Raw genomic sequence first — 15,695 nt, forward strand, 5'->3', positions numbered from 1 at the left:
AGGCACTAAGACAAAATCGCTTCCTTATTATACTTCGCCCTGTAATCCAAAGGGGATAAGCCGGTTATTTTTTTAAACACTTCTCTGAACGCTTTATCATCTGAATAGCCAACTTCCATCATTACCTCAAAAATGCTTTTCCTGCCTCTTTCTAAGGTGTTCTTGGCCACTTCTACTTTCACACGCTGTAAATATTCCACCGGGGTATTACCGGTAGCTTTGATAAAACGTCTGTCAAAATTCCGCCTGCTGGTTGCAAGTTTTGAAGCCAGTTCTTCGAATGAAATTTTTTCACACAGATTTTCTTCAATATAAGTTTGTGCCTGGCAAATCAATTCATCACCATGGTTCTTTTGCGTTTGAAAAATATGAAAAGGTGATTGTGATGATCTTTCAATATCAATTTGAAAAATTTTTGAACAGTAAATAGCTATCTGCCTGTCAAAATATTTCTCTACTAAAAAAAGGATCAGGTTTAAAAACGAGTACCCGCCACCGTTGGTATATATTCCTTTTTCAACCGTGATCAGTTTATCGGTTTGAAGATGAACATCTGGAAACAGTCGCTTGAAATCGGTCGACATATTCCAATGCGTGCAACAACTCTTGCCATCCAGCAAGCCGGTAGCGGCCAGTAGAAATGCACCGGAGCACATACTCGCAACTTCAGCGCCTGCTTTATATTGTTCCGTGACCCAGGTAATCAGTGCCGCATTCTCTTCCATTACCTCAGGATCATAAGAGACAGAAGGTATGATCAGCAGGTCAGTTTTTTTTATGTCTTTGATATTTTCAGGATAAACTGAAAAGAAGCCGGCATCCAATTTCAGTTCTGTCACAAAACCGGCTATATGGATCTCCATCATTGGCTGGTTGCCCATCTTTTGCCAATACGCATTTGCTCTGCTCAGGATTTCAAACGTACCTGTTATGCTGCTAAGATTGACATCTCCTTTCGGAACAATAATGGTTACCTGTTTCATTGATAATCTTTTGGTAAAGATAGTATTTTATGCTGTCCAAATTACCCCCGTAAATTGTCTATTTCACACCCCATTACTACCAGATTAAGACTGTAGTTTTGGTGTAATATAAAATCCATAAAAATGAAAACAGATTTCACTACTACCATTATGGTAGATCAAAGCCCCCAAGAAGTCTTCAATGCCGTCAATAATGTTCGCGGATGGTGGTCGGAAGAAATTGAAGGCAGCACAGACAAACTCAATGAGGAGTTTTTATATCATTACGAAGATGTGCATCGCTGCAAAATGAGAATAATAGAATTTGTCCCGAATGAAAAAGTAGTTTGGCTGGTGCTGGACAACTATTTTCAATTTACGAAGGACAAAAGCGAATGGATAGGCACAAAAGTTAGTTTTGAAATTTCCAGACAGGACAACAAAACGCAACTCCGCTTCACGCACCTGGGTTTAGTTCCTGAATATGAGTGTTTCGATATCTGTAAAAATGCATGGACCCAATATATACAGCAAAGTTTGTTTAGCCTGATCACCAAAGGTAAAGGACAGCCCAACAGCACCGGCCATCCAACAACGGCTGACGAGGAGAAACTGGGTTCTGCCCATAAGTAGTTGCTGTATTTCGGGAAAGAGAATATTGAAACCGAAGATTGAGTTGGGAATAGTTATTTTTTTATAAATTTAACTATGGAAAAGATCACACCCACGGATATACGATATCCAGATCTTGCAGGAAAAAGGTTCAACAAACGCTTTACAGGTAAGCCCGAATATATCCGGCTGGCAAAATCCACCAAAGATGTGGTGGAGGCTGTACAGGAGGCGGTAGACAGCAAACGGCGGCTGGTAGTACGCAGTGGCGGCTATTGCCTGGAGGGTTTCGTGGCGGACCCAACTGTGCAGGTGCTTGTAGATATGTCTTTGATGGCGGACATCAGTTATGATACTGAAAGGTCAGCCTTTACGGTGGAAGCCGGTGCAACAGTTGGTGAAATGTATCGCAGGCTGTTCCTCGGTTGGGGAGTGGTCCTTCCCGCAGGAGAGCATCCTAACATAGGTATCGGCGGGCATGTACTGGGTGGTGCTTTTGGCTTCCTTTGCCGGGAATATGGACTGGCGGCTGATCATCTTTATGGTATAGAAGTGGTGACAGTCGATGCAGCGGGGAAGGCCAATATTGTTATAGCTACCCGGGAAGCTACTGATCCCAACCGTGAGCTCTGGTGGGCGCATACAGGAGGTGGCGGAGGCAACTTCGGCATCGTTACCCGCTACTGGCTCCGGTCTGCTGGGGCTACTGGATCTGACCCCGCTGCTGCGTTGCCAAAAGCACCGGCATCCATTACCACCTTTCGGGTGTCATGGGACTGGAAGGACTTTGATGAAACGTTGTTTTCCCGTCTCATGCGAAATTTCGGGGAATGGAGCCAGCAGAACAGTGCTCCTGACTCTCCTTACACACAGTTATTCAGCCTGCTTTTTCTTAACCACCGTAACCTGGGCAAGCTGGAGATGAAAGGCGTCTCCACAGCCGGGCCAAAGGCTATCCAGCTTATAGATGAACACCTGGCTGCCATCGCAGACCCTATCGGACTACCTTATACAAGGCAGATCGAGGAAACGCCCTGGCTCCGCTTTGCCCTGAATCCGTTTCCTGAATTATTCCAACCGGGTTTCGATAATGTACAGGCAAAAATAAAGGACGCTTTCTTCCGTCAACCGCTTACTGACCGCCAGATCGCGACAGCCTATAAATATCTGACTGCAAATGAAAGTATAGGAGGAGGAATGGGCATGGCGACCTATGGCGGCAAAGTGAATACCGTATCACCGGAAGCCACAGCTTCGGCCCAGAGGGATTCCATTCTTGATGTGGCCTGGAGCGCAGGCTGGGGTGATCCGAAAGGTGAAACGACTACCCTCGCCTGGATCCGTTCTTTTTATATGGAGTTTTTTGAAGGCTCCGGAGGTGTACCCCTGCCCAATGAACAGACCAATGGCTGCATGATTAATCATCCGGATACAGATCTCGCAAACCCTGAATGGAATAAGTCAGGCGTTCCATGGCACACGCTTTACTACAAGGACAATTATCCACGGTTGCAGAAAGTAAAAAGCAAATGGGACCCGTTGAACATATTTCATCATGCCTTGTCCATACAGGCAACACATTAGACTAACGCTTTCTTGTTAGAATGGATTTAGTGCAGGTGCCTTCAGGAATATGCCCTACAAAATAAAATGCTGCTTTATCTTTGTACGCTTACTTCAGCTCCCGGAGATCGATGCGCCTAAAGAATATTTCGGCACCTTCCGATTGAATCTGAATACGTCCTCTCGAAGGTTTTACCCGGAATGCGTGATTGACCAGTTTACCGTTAAGTACTATAAAAATCTCATCCCCCCGGCAAATGCATTCCATACGGTTCCATTTGCCCGGGGTTCTTTCCACATCCTGTTTGCCACGAAATCCTAATACATCTTTCCACTCCGGATCACGGCCATACCAGTTAATACGTCCACCATTTACAGTAACGGAATCTCCGCTGGGTGAAAAAACATAGCACCCTCCCTGCTTTTCCGGTAATACCTTCGTGGACAAAGTGTATTTATCTGTTCCATCACCTACTACGATGAAATCACCGGAACCGCCCTCGATAAGCTGACATTCAAAAGAATGCATCCACGTACCATCAAAAGCACCGTCTGCACCCGTAGAATGCATCAGGATTCCATTGTCTCTTGCATTGTTCGTTCTTGGGGAAAAAGTTCTATCGCCCCACCTGAATTCTACTATCAGTTTGTAATTATCATATTCCTTATCACTCGTGATACACCCAAACTCCTCTCCGGAAACGCGCAGCATTCCCTTGTTTACGGTGAATACTTTTTTTGGATCAGCGTCGCGCCCACGGCCATGCAGAAAGGTGTACCATCCATCGAGGTTTTGACCATTGAAAAGGCGTATCGTTGTTGAATCCGGTGGGTTGCCCATAGTATTGCCAGAACATGCTAACCATACAACCAGGGTTAAGCATATAGTTTTGCTCAGGTATGAAAAGAACCGCATCATTATTTACTGTTTAAGGAATTAGTGATGTAACACTTACAATAAAATGAGTAAAAGCATAGTCTGCATACACGCTTTTACTCATTTCAGATAACTACTCCACACGATATAACTTACCCTCTCCAGGCAAAAAATCTACGGTTATTTCCCGGTCCTGGTTCCACTTTATTTTCTGTACTTTATCATTGTCTTTCCCGATACTACTCAATCTTTTTACTTTTTCATTTACACGAAGCTGAACAGATTGTTTGTCTTTGTAAGATTTGTTGACCAGCATGATATACCGGTTTCCATTTTGCTGATGCACAAAGTAAGTAACTATTAATGCTACCGATTGATCTGTGGGCTGCAGCCAGGTATCTTCCGGTAATGCTACCACGTTTTCAGGCAGTTCAGTACCAGTGTGATATATCTCCCTTGCATCCAGTGCTATCAGCGTCTTCCCCAGTTGTTTCATCTCCTTATTCAACTGTTGTGTGTATGCATAAAAATCCGTTTTGTTACCGGCTGTATCAATAACACCCGGAAGAAATTTATCTCCCTGACCGGAAGGGGTCCAATAGGTAAACCAAACAGGATACTTAATACCATACGCCAGCAAGGAATATACATTGTAACGCAGTTCCCCTTGGTTTGGGCGACGGAAGGCACCCGGTATCCCAAAAGATTGCAGATAAGCAGATGTTTTAAGACCATATTTCAGACCTGCCCGACGGATTATATCCAGGTTGTTATAATAGGAAGTACGGAAACCGCCCTTATCATTAAACGGGTAATGGTCAAAAGATAAATATCCCAGCTGATCGGGCCCTGCCATCTCTATCCATCTCTCTACATATTCTTTTTCATAATTAATATTACCTAACTGTTCCCCCAGCGCATATACCGGGAAAAGGTTCACATGCGCCATCTTTGTGGGATCCGCTTCCATGATTGTTTTATTCGTAGCCGCACACCAGCTGAGTTTTGCGGTATCCGGTTCATCCATGATATAATAACCTGCCAGGGCCGGGTGCGATTTAAAATCATTCACCATCGCTTTTATTTCGCTGACCGATCCATGTACTCTCGGGTCTGCCACCAATACCTTTAAACCATGCTTATACGCAAGATCAAGCATCTTCCGGTTTTTCTCCACTGTATACAGGTCTGTACTACTTACATTCTGTATAACGTCAATGTGCGCGTCCTTCATTAGCTGGTATTGTTCATCATTGGTAAACGCCCATACAGGAGGCCAGAAAATACCGATCAGGAATTTATCTTTTTCAGCCGCCCGTTTAACCGGCGTATTACGGTCCTGTGCCCAGGAGCTATATGTACTTAACAATACAAACAGGCATGCTAAAAGGGATCTCATTTTCATATTTATTAACGATGTAATTATTATTGAGAAGCTATTTCTAAAAGGAATTACCCGGGGAATGTAGCTTTACGTACATGCGTTACGATAACTACCTTTTTAATGTCCTTGTCAGGATGTAACGCTTTGTAATGCGCTGTCAAATCCTGTTCAAGACCGATAACGCCATAATCAAGTGGCTTTATTTTATACACATCTTCAATAGCATTGTGTGTTAATGTCAGGGTAAGGTTTCTGAACAAAAACTCGCCTTCTCTGAGCACTGTATTTTGCTGTCTTTCTGTAAAAGTCATTACAGGATCGGTGCTGAAATGAATCATATAATTGGTGCCTGGTTGCTTTATTGTTGCTTCAAATAATTGACGTTGCAATTCATCTGCAAAAACGGGGTCGCCTGTCTCAACAAAGATGCGGGCTTTCAAAGATTCGTCCCCTTCTGCCCTTCTCCAGGTTCCGATAACAGATAATGCTCTCAACTTAATCGTTGAAGTATTATTAGCGCCATCCGTTATATGGATGATGGTTGACCCCGGAAGATCTGTTGTAATCAGGATACGGTTGTCCTGTATAACGACACGGGCGATTTCTTCATTTTCAGAGGAAACGGTATATTGTTTGGGAGCCCCTGAAATGGAGATAACAGTATCCTGTCCAGCCCATAGTTCAACCTGATGGCTGCTCAGCTGGATTTTATCGGGCTGCTGATCTTTTTTACATGATGACAATAAATAGCCAAAGGATATAAATAAAACGAAAAACTGAAAAGATCTCATATACTTCAATATTATGGATATAAACCCGTACTTCCTGCTACAAACCAATGGTGGGTGGATAGTATTTCCAATGTAATACAATTTTAGTACTACAAAAACTGAAATACGGACTTGAAAAGATGTTGTGAATAAACTAATCACTATTTTTATTTGTTTTTTTAATAGAACGCGGCAGCATATGAGCAGAAAAGACCTTACCCGTAAAAGATTTATACAACAAACGGCAACCAGCGTAATGGGATACGGATTATTGTCCGGCGCACTGCCTAAATCAATATTTGCAATGGGAAACTTACATAAACAAGGAACAACAGACCAGGTAACATTTAAAAATGTCCGGATGGAAACCGGGTTTTACAGAGATGATTTTGAAGTAACCGGCACCAAAACGGAACTATTTTCTATGGTGATAGAAAACGGGGAAATAAAAGCAATACAGCCCAACAGCGATATAGCCGGCGCCATAGATGCAAAGGGCTATTTGTTGTTACCGGCTATGAAAGACATGCACATCCACCTGGATAAAACCTTTTACGGCGGTCCGTGGAAAGCACGCTCAAAGCGCCAACACGGTGTGAGGGATATGATTACCCTGGAAGAAAAGATCCTGCCCGAATTATTAAAAACATCTACAGAACGGGCGGAAAAAATCATTGAGCTTTTACAGTCCAAAGGCTCCGACTTTGCAAGAAGCCATGTTAATATTGAACCTACTTCGCAATTAAACTCGCTGAAGAATTTACAGAAAGCCATTGAAAATAAACGTGCCGTTTTTGGCGTAGAAATCGTTGCCTTCCCTCAACATGGAATTTTCAATTCCGGGTCAGAGACCCTGATGAAGGAAGCCGCTCAAATGGATATTGATTTTATTGGCGGATTGGACCCCTTTTCCATTGACGGCAGTATAGAACGATCTTTAGACTTTACGGTTCAACTGGCATTGGATTACAAGCGGGGCATCGATATTCATTTACACGAATCCGGAGAAAGCGGACTCAAAACGGTACAATACCTGATCAACAAAGTGAAGGAGAACCCTGCTTTAAAGGGGAAAACATTCCTGAGTCATTGCTTCGTGCTGGGAAAACTGGAAGGAAAAGTTTTGCAGGAAACCTGCGAACAATTAGCGGAGGCACAAATAGGCATCATTTCCACCATTCCTTTCGGACATTTGATCATGCCTATCCCCACCTTACATCGACATGGCATAAAGGTTATGACGGGCACCGACAGTGTTGTTGACCATTGGAGTCCTTTCGGAACAGGCAGCATGCTGCAGAAAGCCAACCTGATGGCGCAACTTTATGGCTTCTCTTCTGAACTGGAGCTATCAAGATGTTTGCGTATTGCAACCAATGATGTTTTGCCATTAGACAATAATGGTAAACAACAATGGCCCAAAGCCGGAGATAAAGCAGATTTTAATTTGGTGGAGGCAAGCTGTTCTGCAGAAGCCGTTGCACGTACGTCAACTATCAAGGCTCTTTATCATAACGGCAAATGCGTTTATCAGTATAGTTAATCATCTATATGCGGATCGCGCCGCCTGGTGACAACAGAGCTGAAAGAGTGCTAATAACCCTCTTTCAGCTCTGTTCTTGTAAAACAACCTGTGCCACCTTTATACGCTTACCTTTTCTGCAACCTGTATAGCCATAATACAACAGGAAAAAGTAAAGCGGCAACAATATCACATATGCCTGCTGCAAGTTACTTTTAACAGCTATTGCCCCAAATAGCGTGGGCGTTATTGCTCCCCCTACAATACCCATGATTAAAAAAGCAGCACCCCGTTCGGTGTAGGCGCCCAATCCTTTCAATGCCAGCGGCCAGATGGCTGGCCAGATCAACGCATTGCAAAGCCCCAGCATCACCACGCTCCATACGGAAAAACTGCCGGGTGTAACCAGGATAACAAGGGTTAAAATCATTCCCAGGCCCGCACAGCCAATCAAAGTATTCCGCTGACTGATATAACGGGGAATAGCAGCTATGCCAAACAAATATCCTGTTATCATCACTACCAGCGTATAAGTAGCAAAGTACCTCGCATGTAAGAAAGAAAAGCCATGAAATTCTGCATAGCTGATAACTGAATCAACCGCCAGGACTTCTACACTTACGCCACAAAAAATGGCGAAAGTGCCCAGCATCAGATGGGGAAAGCGGAAAATACTTTCTTTTTCAATATTACTTTTTTGCGCTTGCTTAATATCCGGCAACCCGGAAAAATAAATAATTAACCCGAGCAAGATAAGTACGGCTGCCATCACGCCGTAAGGCGTCTGCAACCGGAGGATCAATTGCTGTAAAACATCGGTTGCCTGTTGTGGTAACAGACCTGGTAATGCGCTTTTAATGTCATCTATTTCCTGTGGACTTTTTGTTACCATTTTGAGCAGTATCAGCGGGGCTACTGCGCCGGCAACCTTATTGCATACGCCCATCAAACTCATACGGCTGGCAGCACTTTCAATTGGCCCCAGTATGGTAACATACGGATTGGCGGCGGTTTGTAACAGTGTAAGCCCCGTAGCCTGCACAAATAATCCCACAAGAAACATCGGGTAGTTCCTGAAATGGGCCGCAGGAATAAATAACAGGGCACCCAAAGCCATCACAAAAAGACCCAGCATCATTCCTTTTTTCAAACCCGTCCGCTCCAATATCCAGGAGGAAGGAAGAGCCATGATAAAATAGGAAATATAAAAAGCAAAGGCCACCATCATGGCCTCGCTTAAAGATAACTGCAACGATAGTTTGAAGTATGGAATAAGAATAGCATTTAACCAGCTAACAAACCCAAAAACAAAAAAAAGAAACCCAATGATCATCATGGGAGGTAAAAATTTCTTTTGCAGCATATCCTTTTTTTTATTTTTTAAAACCCTCGTTCCTTATCTTTCTCTCAGCAGCATTCCCGCTTCTGCCATGATCAAATCCCTCTTTTCTTTCCAGTGCAATCATTTCTTCCGGCCGGAAATTAATAATGAAAGCACGACGGTAACTATCGGTGTTGTTACCCCGGCTATAATGCAGGGTGGCGCCATGGTGTAAAACACAAGATCCCGCTTTTAATTCAATTCCCACTCCTTCGGCTTCTGTTGCGTCACAGGAGAGGGCACTGCCCTCTCCACCGGCATTACGGTGAGGCCGTAGTGGTAATAGCTGCGAGCCTGGTATATACCACATACAGCCATTATTGAGTGTGGCTTCATCCAGTGCAAGCCAGCAGCTTACGGCTCTCTTATCCGGCATATTAATCCAGTACGCCGCATCCTGATGCCAGGGCGTAATAGTGGCCGTTTGGGGAGCCTTGTTTATGAGCATATCAAAATCCATTTGCATATCGGGGCCTTGCAGGTCCCGGGCTATATCAAGGGCTCTTTTGTGATAAGTCATACCAAGTACTTCCGGAGCAAAGTCACTTGGCCACATAATCTGTGTAATATTCTCGACCTTTTTATTATTCCCCAGCCCCACGCCGAGATCGGTCCGGTTTTTACCGGTATCTATGCTGCCGTCCAGGAACCGGTTATAAATTTTAAGATAGCTAGCCACTTCTTCAGGTGAAATAATATCTTCTACTACCAGGTACCCGTTGGTGTTGAAAAAATCTTTCTGTGCCGCGGTCAGTTGATGGATTTGATTCATATCGTTATTTTTTAATTGTAGCGTGATTTGAGCAGTTGCATCATATAAAGGTTTATTTCCCATTGGTTCGCCAGTGGCTGCTGCGTAAACGGAGCAGCAGCCATATAAGGCGCAGGTCCAAATTCGGGTGTGATTGTTATGCCGCGATGCTTTTTTTGTTTACCTATATCAACTACAGTATCCCACCAGGCCAGGTGTTTCTCTACAGCAAATGCCCATTCGGGAAGACGGGGGTCCGTTACCTGCGCCCCTTGCGGATGCCCCACCCTTGCATGGATATGATGGGATCTTTCCATAATGGGCACAAGCAACTCCTGCTGATCTTCCAGGTAAGATTCTGAAACCGTACAGAAATGTGAAAAATCTGCCGTAAAATTCAGCGCCGGGAATGTATTGAGATAGGCTCCGCACTGCGCGACGCAAAACGAAAATGTACCCCTGTGCGTTTCATGTACAATCTTTACACCTGATATCTTTTCTATCTCAACAGCTATCCCGATTAACGCCGCGTTCTGTTCAAAACTATAATAGTCCTTACCTGTATGGCAATTGATGAAATAGGGTTCAAAAGAAACCAGCCATTCAAGGTGCTCCCGGTAACTTTCCCGGTAGCTGGCAAAATCCTTTCCTGCTGCAAAACATTGTTGACCGATAGTAATAAGATCCAGCTCCCTGGCCAGTTCCATAAATGTTTCCCGTTGCGGATCGCCTGGTCTGAAACCAAATTCAATTCCATCATAGCCAGCCTGCTTTATTTTTAACAGCATGTCCCGAAGCGACCCATCAGCCATGCCCCACATAGGACAAAAAAAGAGTAAATCCATTTTCAGAAAAATTATACCGGCACTCACCATCCGGGATTGTTACCGCCCAACGCGGGATTAAGTACCAGCTGATCGGCAGGAAGCGGTGAGAGATAATCCCTGTTCACTTTAAACTTATATCCTGCTGACATCGCCGGTATGTTTTTGAAAAATTCAATATATCCCTGATCATCTACCGGATATTTATTTAATACTTCTGCTGGAAAAAGAGTAGCCCATTGTTTTAGTTTAGCGCCTTTCGGTTTCCAATTCAGGATCTGTGATCCGGCAGCGGCCCACCTGAAAATATCGTCATGACGAAAGCCCTCACAAGCCAGCTCCACTCTTCTTTCCCGGCGCACCTCATTGATAACAGGGGAAAGTCCCGGAAATAACCAGTTAGGATCAGGTGTGATACTACCAAGTTGCAGCGGCACCATGCCTACTCTTTCCCGCAATTTGTTAATGCTTTTATCTACGTCTGCCTGTGAAAGTGTTCCCAGTTCAGCCAGCGCCTCTGCGTAGTTCAGTAATACTTCTCCAAACCTGAAGTATATCAGTGCCTGTGTTGAATTTTCCACTTGTTGGGAGGCTGTAGTCATATGCCCCTTCAATAATTCATAGCCGGTAGGTGCATTGGCAGAATTGGCCAGGTCCGGTTGCTGGAAAATGATATTCTGCGCATTGCCAGGACGGTTGCTGGTAATGATTGAACCGGGGACAAAGATGGTCTGGCTCAGGCGCGGGTCTCTGTTGGCAACAACATGTAACAATGAATCGTCGCCTTTGTAGCGGGAACTGCTGCTGATAGGCTGCCCGTCAGTACACAGGTAATCATCTACCAGGCTCTTTGTAATGCCTCTGTCGAGCCCCAATGGAACAAAGAGATACCAACGGTTCGATAAACCCTGTGCATTATCAAACTTCCGCCATAGCATCACCTCTTTGCTGTTACCGTAATCACTCTGGTTAAATATTTCACGGTAAGCATTGGGTACACCCACGTTATCCAGGCTATAGCCACCGGAATTGTTCAGCAATTCACCAGCTACCGTAGCTGCTTTTTGCAGGTAAACGGTTCCATTCTGTCCTGTTACGCCGAATGGTGTGCCGGCATGATATTTTTCCCAGGTACCTTCATATAAAGCTACCCTGGATTGAAAAAGCATCGCTGTTTCCCGGTTAAGCCGGGCAGCAGGTCCTTCGGCCCTGGCCGGAAGATATGCAATGGCCTGATCAAGATCATGCAATATAGAATCCACAATAATGTTGCGTGGCAACCTGGCGCCATATAATTTAAGGCTATCCTGGCTACTCAGGGGCTCATTTATCCAGGGTAGGCCACCAAAGCGTTTAAGCATATTGAAGTAAAAGTATGCCCTGAAAAACAGCGTCTCCCCTACATATGGTTTTACATTATCCCAGGTGTCGTTTACCTTTCCGTAATTAGCCATAAAATAGTTGAGGGTACGCAGTGTTGTCCAGTCCCATCCCCCACCGCTGGCAGGTACAACAGCTTCCCCATTGAGCTCTGTATTATAAGGCGATTTGATCATGTTATCACTACCCAGATCAGCGTCCAGGCCATAATATCCTACCTCAAAATACCCTGCATAGGAAGGCAGCATGGTGTTGTAATAATTATTCGCATATAGTTTAAGGTCATTGGAAGTTTTCCAGAATTCATGCTCGCTTATAATCACCTGTGGTGTTTGGTCCAGGAAATTTTTCTGACAGGAAACAGCAAGTATGCAATAAATTATCAGGGAGAAAAAATATCTAGCTTTCATACTTATTAAATTTTAAAGGGTAACATTTAGCCCAAAAGAGAAAGTGCGCTGCATAGGATAAATTTTCGCATCGCCCACGGCCAGTTCCGGATCCAGTGATTTTTGCAGTTTTGTGAAAGTAGCCAGGTTGTCGCCACTCACGTATACCCGTAAACGTTGCAAGCCCATTTTTGAAACTAATTGTGGAGAGAGATTGTATCCCACCTGGATATTTTTAATCCGCATGTAAGCAGCATTCTGCAGATATCTTGTTTGTACCTGCATGTTTTTACTCATCTCACCGGTCATATAGTATTTAGGAAAAAAACCGTCCGGCGTTGTTGTTGTCCACCGGTCCAGGTTCTGCTCAATCACGGTGCCCTGCCACTCACTACCCACGATACCCCAGTACATAGCGGAAGAGATCCATACATCGCGCTTTGCAACCCCCTGGAAGAAAACAGACAGATCCAACCCTTTATAGGAGCCACCTAAAGAAAGCCCGTAAGCATATTGCGGTGTATTATTTCCAATCCTTTTCCTATCACCGGGATCACTTAATGTATTGGTACCAAAATCCACGCTACCATCGCCATTGATATCTTTATAACGAACATCTCCCGGTGTCCAGTTACCACCAAAAACTTTTCCCTGACCAGGTGATTTCGCTACTTCATCGGTGGATTGAAAAAGGCCGCTGGTTTCATATCCCCATATTTCTCCCATCTGCATACCCTTATACCAATCGGATAACAAGCCGGTTGGATTGGGATATTTAATGACTGTGCTGTTGTAATTACTCAATACCCCCTTCACAAAATAATTAACGTCTCCTATCTGGTCATTCCAGCCCAGCGTTAATTCAAATCCTTTTGTGCGCATCGCTGCATTATTGGCCTTTGGTACCGCTGTACCCAATACCACTGGTAATGCCTGTGCGGGGCCTACGAAATCTTCCGCATCTCTTTTATACCAATCGAAAGATGCCGAAAGCCGGTTATCCAATAATTCCGCATCAATGCCGAAATCAAGTGACTTTATGGTAGCCCAGGTAAGCACTGGGTTCACCAAACCAGGTGGCGTGATGTATGCCTGCCGGCCATCACTGAATATCCAGTTACTAGACGTTGGCGATACGGTGCCGAGACCAGGGTAGAACGGATAATAATTATTCTGAGCGGCGTTATCACCCCATTGATCCCCGAGTGTTCCATACGAACCCCTTATTTTGAATACATTCACCACTTTGGACAACTCATTCCAGAATACTTCTTTTGAAACAACATATCCTGCCGATACAGATGGATACAGGTTCCACCGGCTGTTTTGCAGGAACCTGGAAGAGGCATCATACCGCCCGTTCACTTCCAGAAGATATTTTTCCTTATAGTTATAGTTGAACCTTCCGAAGAACCCTTCAATAGCCAGGCGTATATCATTATCCCCCACAGAAGGATTCGGATTATAAGTAAGATTCAGAGAAGGGATATCATTGGAATACAACAGGGAATTGCCTGCATTCAATGATTTCAATGTCCTGTAATCTTTGATAAATCCACCCAGTACCTGAAAATTATGCGCCCCTACATTCTTTTCATAGTTGGCATACAGGTTCATCACGTAATGGTCCTGTTTTATGTAGGATTTCTGCAGTGAATTATTCGGGTTGGTCTGAAACATCACTACTTTATTTCCACTAGGCAAAGTTGAATAAACAACTTTGTTGAAGTTCTCATCATTATAGTTCCTGCCATCATACGTAAAGTTGGCAGTAATATTCAGCCCCTTTACAGGTTTTAATACGATTTCTCCTGTCATCATGGATTTATCGTCTGTATAGGTTTTTCTGCCTCCTTCTGTAAACAATCCGATGTTGGAATAATCAGAATAAAAACCGTCCGGGTTTTTGAATGGCGTAGTTGGCAACTTCCTTGCAATCTGGTGCATGTAATTACCCCCGGTTGCATCGTTATAAGTAGCTGGTGTATTGTTCAATTCTCGGGAAAAGGAACTACGGAAATTTAAGTCGAGCCAGGATGTTACAGATGATAATACATTCGCCCTGAGATTATAGCGTTTGTAAGTATCGCTCATAAAATTATACATCCCTTGCTTGTCCATATATCCTGCACCCAGATAATAGGAGGTACTTTTACTACCACCGGAAACGCCGAGGTTATGCTGTTGACTGAAGGCCCAGGGCTTAAAATACAGGTCGAACCAATCGTTATTACCATTTCCTTTATTAGGGCCTGCACCGGAAAAATAGCCGATGCCTGATCCATACCAATCATCCCTGTTAGGATCCTTGATGGTTTCATCTTTCATTTTCCCGGACTGGTAATCCCGGATACGTTGAAGGGTTTCTTCATCAAACCAGGGTGCCCGTCCTGAGTTGACAAAGGCCTCATTATAAATATTTGCAAAATCAAGGGAATTAACCATTTTAGGAAGATTAATTACCTGGGAAAACGAAAGATTATTATTATAAGTAACAGATGGTTTATGGTCCTTCTTGCCTTGTTTGGTAGTAATGAGCATTACACCATAAGGGACGCTGGAGCCATAAATGGCGGAAGAAGCGGCATCTTTCAAAATTGAAATACTTTCTATGTCTGCAGGACTGATGGTATTAATATCACCTCCGGGTACGCCGTCAATCACTACAAGTGGGCCAGCTGAAACACCAAACCCGGTGTATCCCCTGACGTTTATTCCTGGTCGCGCATCGGGTGCGCCACCGCTTGTTGTTTGTGTAATATTTAAACTGGCTACCTGGCCCTGTAAAGCCTGACCAATATTAGTAACTGGTCTGTTCTGAAGATCTTTGGAAGAAACAGCTGCCACAGCACCTGTAAGATTCACTTTTTTTCGTTGTCCATAACCCACTACCACCACATCTTCCAGTGAGTTCACAGCTGCTTCCAACTGCTCCTGTACCGGTGCATTATTTTTCAACAGTACTTCTTTTGTTTTGTATCCTACATAGGAAATCATCAAAGTATGTGATGATCCTTTCAGCCGGATAGAAAAATTTCCTGCTGCATCCGTGGCAGTACCATTACTTGTATTCTTTTCCTGGATGCTGACCATTTCAAGTGGCTCACCTGTTGCAGCCAGTATTTTTCCGGTTATAACAGTGCCGGGACCCGGACCAGCTGTTTCCTGTGCATACAATGAATACGATGAGCAGGCTATTAACAGTACCCATATGATCGGGTAAGCCAAAAACGAGTGTTGCCTCATAATGCGCTTGTGTTTAAAGAATGAATATGTAGAT

12 protein-coding genes are annotated in these 15,695 nt (G+C 44.1%); 3 read left to right on the forward strand and 9 right to left on the reverse strand.

The window, feature by feature from the left end; genetic code table 11:
* Positions 1-5 precede the first annotated feature (5 nt).
* Positions 6-983 carry a helix-turn-helix domain-containing protein gene (locus tag ABQ275_RS15295; RefSeq protein WP_349314015.1) on the reverse strand — a complete coding sequence of 326 codons (978 nt, stop codon included), beginning with the start codon at positions 981-983 and terminating at the stop codon, positions 6-8.
* A 123-nt stretch (positions 984-1,106) separates the two neighbouring features.
* Between ABQ275_RS15295 and ABQ275_RS15300 the strand changes: the two genes are divergently transcribed.
* Together ABQ275_RS15300 and ABQ275_RS15305 are read left to right on the forward strand one after the other, a co-directional pair.
* Positions 1,107-1,595, forward strand: a complete 489-nt coding sequence (locus tag ABQ275_RS15300) for an SRPBCC domain-containing protein (RefSeq protein WP_349314016.1) — start codon at positions 1,107-1,109, stop codon at positions 1,593-1,595.
* Between the two features lie 75 nt (positions 1,596-1,670).
* The gene (locus tag ABQ275_RS15305; protein ID WP_349314017.1) at positions 1,671-3,158 is read left to right on the forward strand and encodes an FAD-dependent oxidoreductase; all 1,488 of its coding nucleotides are present in this window, start codon (positions 1,671-1,673) and stop codon (positions 3,156-3,158) included.
* An 88-nt stretch (positions 3,159-3,246) separates the two neighbouring features.
* Here the strand turns inward: ABQ275_RS15305 and ABQ275_RS15310 are convergent, their stop codons facing one another.
* The 3 genes from ABQ275_RS15310 to ABQ275_RS15320 form a co-directional block, all read right to left on the reverse strand.
* A complete protein-coding gene (locus tag ABQ275_RS15310; protein ID WP_349314018.1) occupies positions 3,247-3,978 on the reverse strand; it encodes a DUF1080 domain-containing protein in 732 nt (243 codons plus the stop codon).
* 169 nt (positions 3,979-4,147) lie between these two features.
* Entirely contained in the window at positions 4,148-5,413 is a 1,266-nt protein-coding gene (locus ABQ275_RS15315; protein ID WP_349314019.1) for a hypothetical protein, read from the reverse strand.
* Positions 5,414-5,466: 53 nt separating this feature from the next.
* The gene (locus ABQ275_RS15320; RefSeq protein ID WP_349314020.1) at positions 5,467-6,189 is read right to left on the reverse strand and encodes a hypothetical protein; all 723 of its coding nucleotides are present in this window, start codon (positions 6,187-6,189) and stop codon (positions 5,467-5,469) included.
* 178 nt (positions 6,190-6,367) lie between these two features.
* Here ABQ275_RS15320 and ABQ275_RS15325 point away from each other — a divergent pair, with 178 nt between their 5' ends.
* Positions 6,368-7,711, forward strand: coding sequence for an amidohydrolase (locus tag ABQ275_RS15325; RefSeq protein ID WP_349314021.1), 1,344 nt, complete (start codon positions 6,368-6,370; stop codon positions 7,709-7,711).
* Between the two features lie 64 nt (positions 7,712-7,775).
* Here the strand turns inward: ABQ275_RS15325 and ABQ275_RS15330 are convergent, their stop codons facing one another.
* Genes ABQ275_RS15330 through ABQ275_RS15350 form a run of 5 tightly spaced genes read right to left on the reverse strand, consistent with a single transcriptional unit; the run spans position 7,776 to position 15,661 of the window.
* Positions 7,776-9,053, reverse strand: coding sequence for a sugar MFS transporter (locus ABQ275_RS15330; protein ID WP_349314022.1), 1,278 nt, complete (start codon positions 9,051-9,053; stop codon positions 7,776-7,778).
* 10 nt (positions 9,054-9,063) lie between these two features.
* Entirely contained in the window at positions 9,064-9,843 is a 780-nt protein-coding gene (locus tag ABQ275_RS15335) for a phytanoyl-CoA dioxygenase family protein (protein WP_349314023.1), read from the reverse strand.
* 11 nt (positions 9,844-9,854) lie between these two features.
* Entirely contained in the window at positions 9,855-10,667 is an 813-nt protein-coding gene (locus ABQ275_RS15340; protein WP_349314024.1) for a sugar phosphate isomerase/epimerase, read from the reverse strand.
* 23 nt (positions 10,668-10,690) lie between these two features.
* Positions 10,691-12,436, reverse strand: coding sequence for a RagB/SusD family nutrient uptake outer membrane protein (locus ABQ275_RS15345; protein WP_349314025.1), 1,746 nt, complete (start codon positions 12,434-12,436; stop codon positions 10,691-10,693).
* A 12-nt stretch (positions 12,437-12,448) separates the two neighbouring features.
* Positions 12,449-15,661, reverse strand: a complete 3,213-nt coding sequence (locus ABQ275_RS15350; RefSeq protein ID WP_349314026.1) for a TonB-dependent receptor — start codon at positions 15,659-15,661, stop codon at positions 12,449-12,451.
* Between the last annotated feature and the right edge of the window lie 34 nt (positions 15,662-15,695).

The sequence above is a fragment of the Chitinophaga sp. MM2321 genome, assembly GCF_964033635.1.
Taxonomy (GTDB): domain Bacteria; phylum Bacteroidota; class Bacteroidia; order Chitinophagales; family Chitinophagaceae; genus Chitinophaga.

Excerpts from the sequence above, each read along its gene's own strand:
- ABQ275_RS15295 (WP_349314015.1), bottom strand. The coding sequence starts at position 983 with ATGAAACAGGTAACCATTATTGTTCCGAAAGGAGATGTCAATCTTAGC.
- ABQ275_RS15300 (WP_349314016.1), top strand. The coding sequence starts at position 1,107 with ATGAAAACAGATTTCACTACTACCATTATGGTAGATCAAAGCCCCCAA.
- ABQ275_RS15305 (WP_349314017.1), top strand. The coding sequence starts at position 1,671 with ATGGAAAAGATCACACCCACGGATATACGATATCCAGATCTTGCAGGA.
- ABQ275_RS15310 (WP_349314018.1), bottom strand. The coding sequence starts at position 3,978 with ATGGGCAACCCACCGGATTCAACAACGATACGCCTTTTCAATGGTCAA.
- ABQ275_RS15315 (WP_349314019.1), bottom strand. The coding sequence starts at position 5,413 with ATGAGATCCCTTTTAGCATGCCTGTTTGTATTGTTAAGTACATATAGC.
- ABQ275_RS15320 (WP_349314020.1), bottom strand. The coding sequence starts at position 6,189 with ATGAGATCTTTTCAGTTTTTCGTTTTATTTATATCCTTTGGCTATTTA.
- ABQ275_RS15325 (WP_349314021.1), top strand. The coding sequence starts at position 6,368 with ATGAGCAGAAAAGACCTTACCCGTAAAAGATTTATACAACAAACGGCA.
- ABQ275_RS15330 (WP_349314022.1), bottom strand. The coding sequence starts at position 9,053 with ATGCTGCAAAAGAAATTTTTACCTCCCATGATGATCATTGGGTTTCTT.
- ABQ275_RS15335 (WP_349314023.1), bottom strand. The coding sequence starts at position 9,843 with ATGAATCAAATCCATCAACTGACCGCGGCACAGAAAGATTTTTTCAAC.
- ABQ275_RS15340 (WP_349314024.1), bottom strand. The coding sequence starts at position 10,667 with ATGGATTTACTCTTTTTTTGTCCTATGTGGGGCATGGCTGATGGGTCG.
- ABQ275_RS15345 (WP_349314025.1), bottom strand. The coding sequence starts at position 12,436 with ATGAAAGCTAGATATTTTTTCTCCCTGATAATTTATTGCATACTTGCT.
- ABQ275_RS15350 (WP_349314026.1), bottom strand. The coding sequence starts at position 15,661 with ATGAGGCAACACTCGTTTTTGGCTTACCCGATCATATGGGTACTGTTA.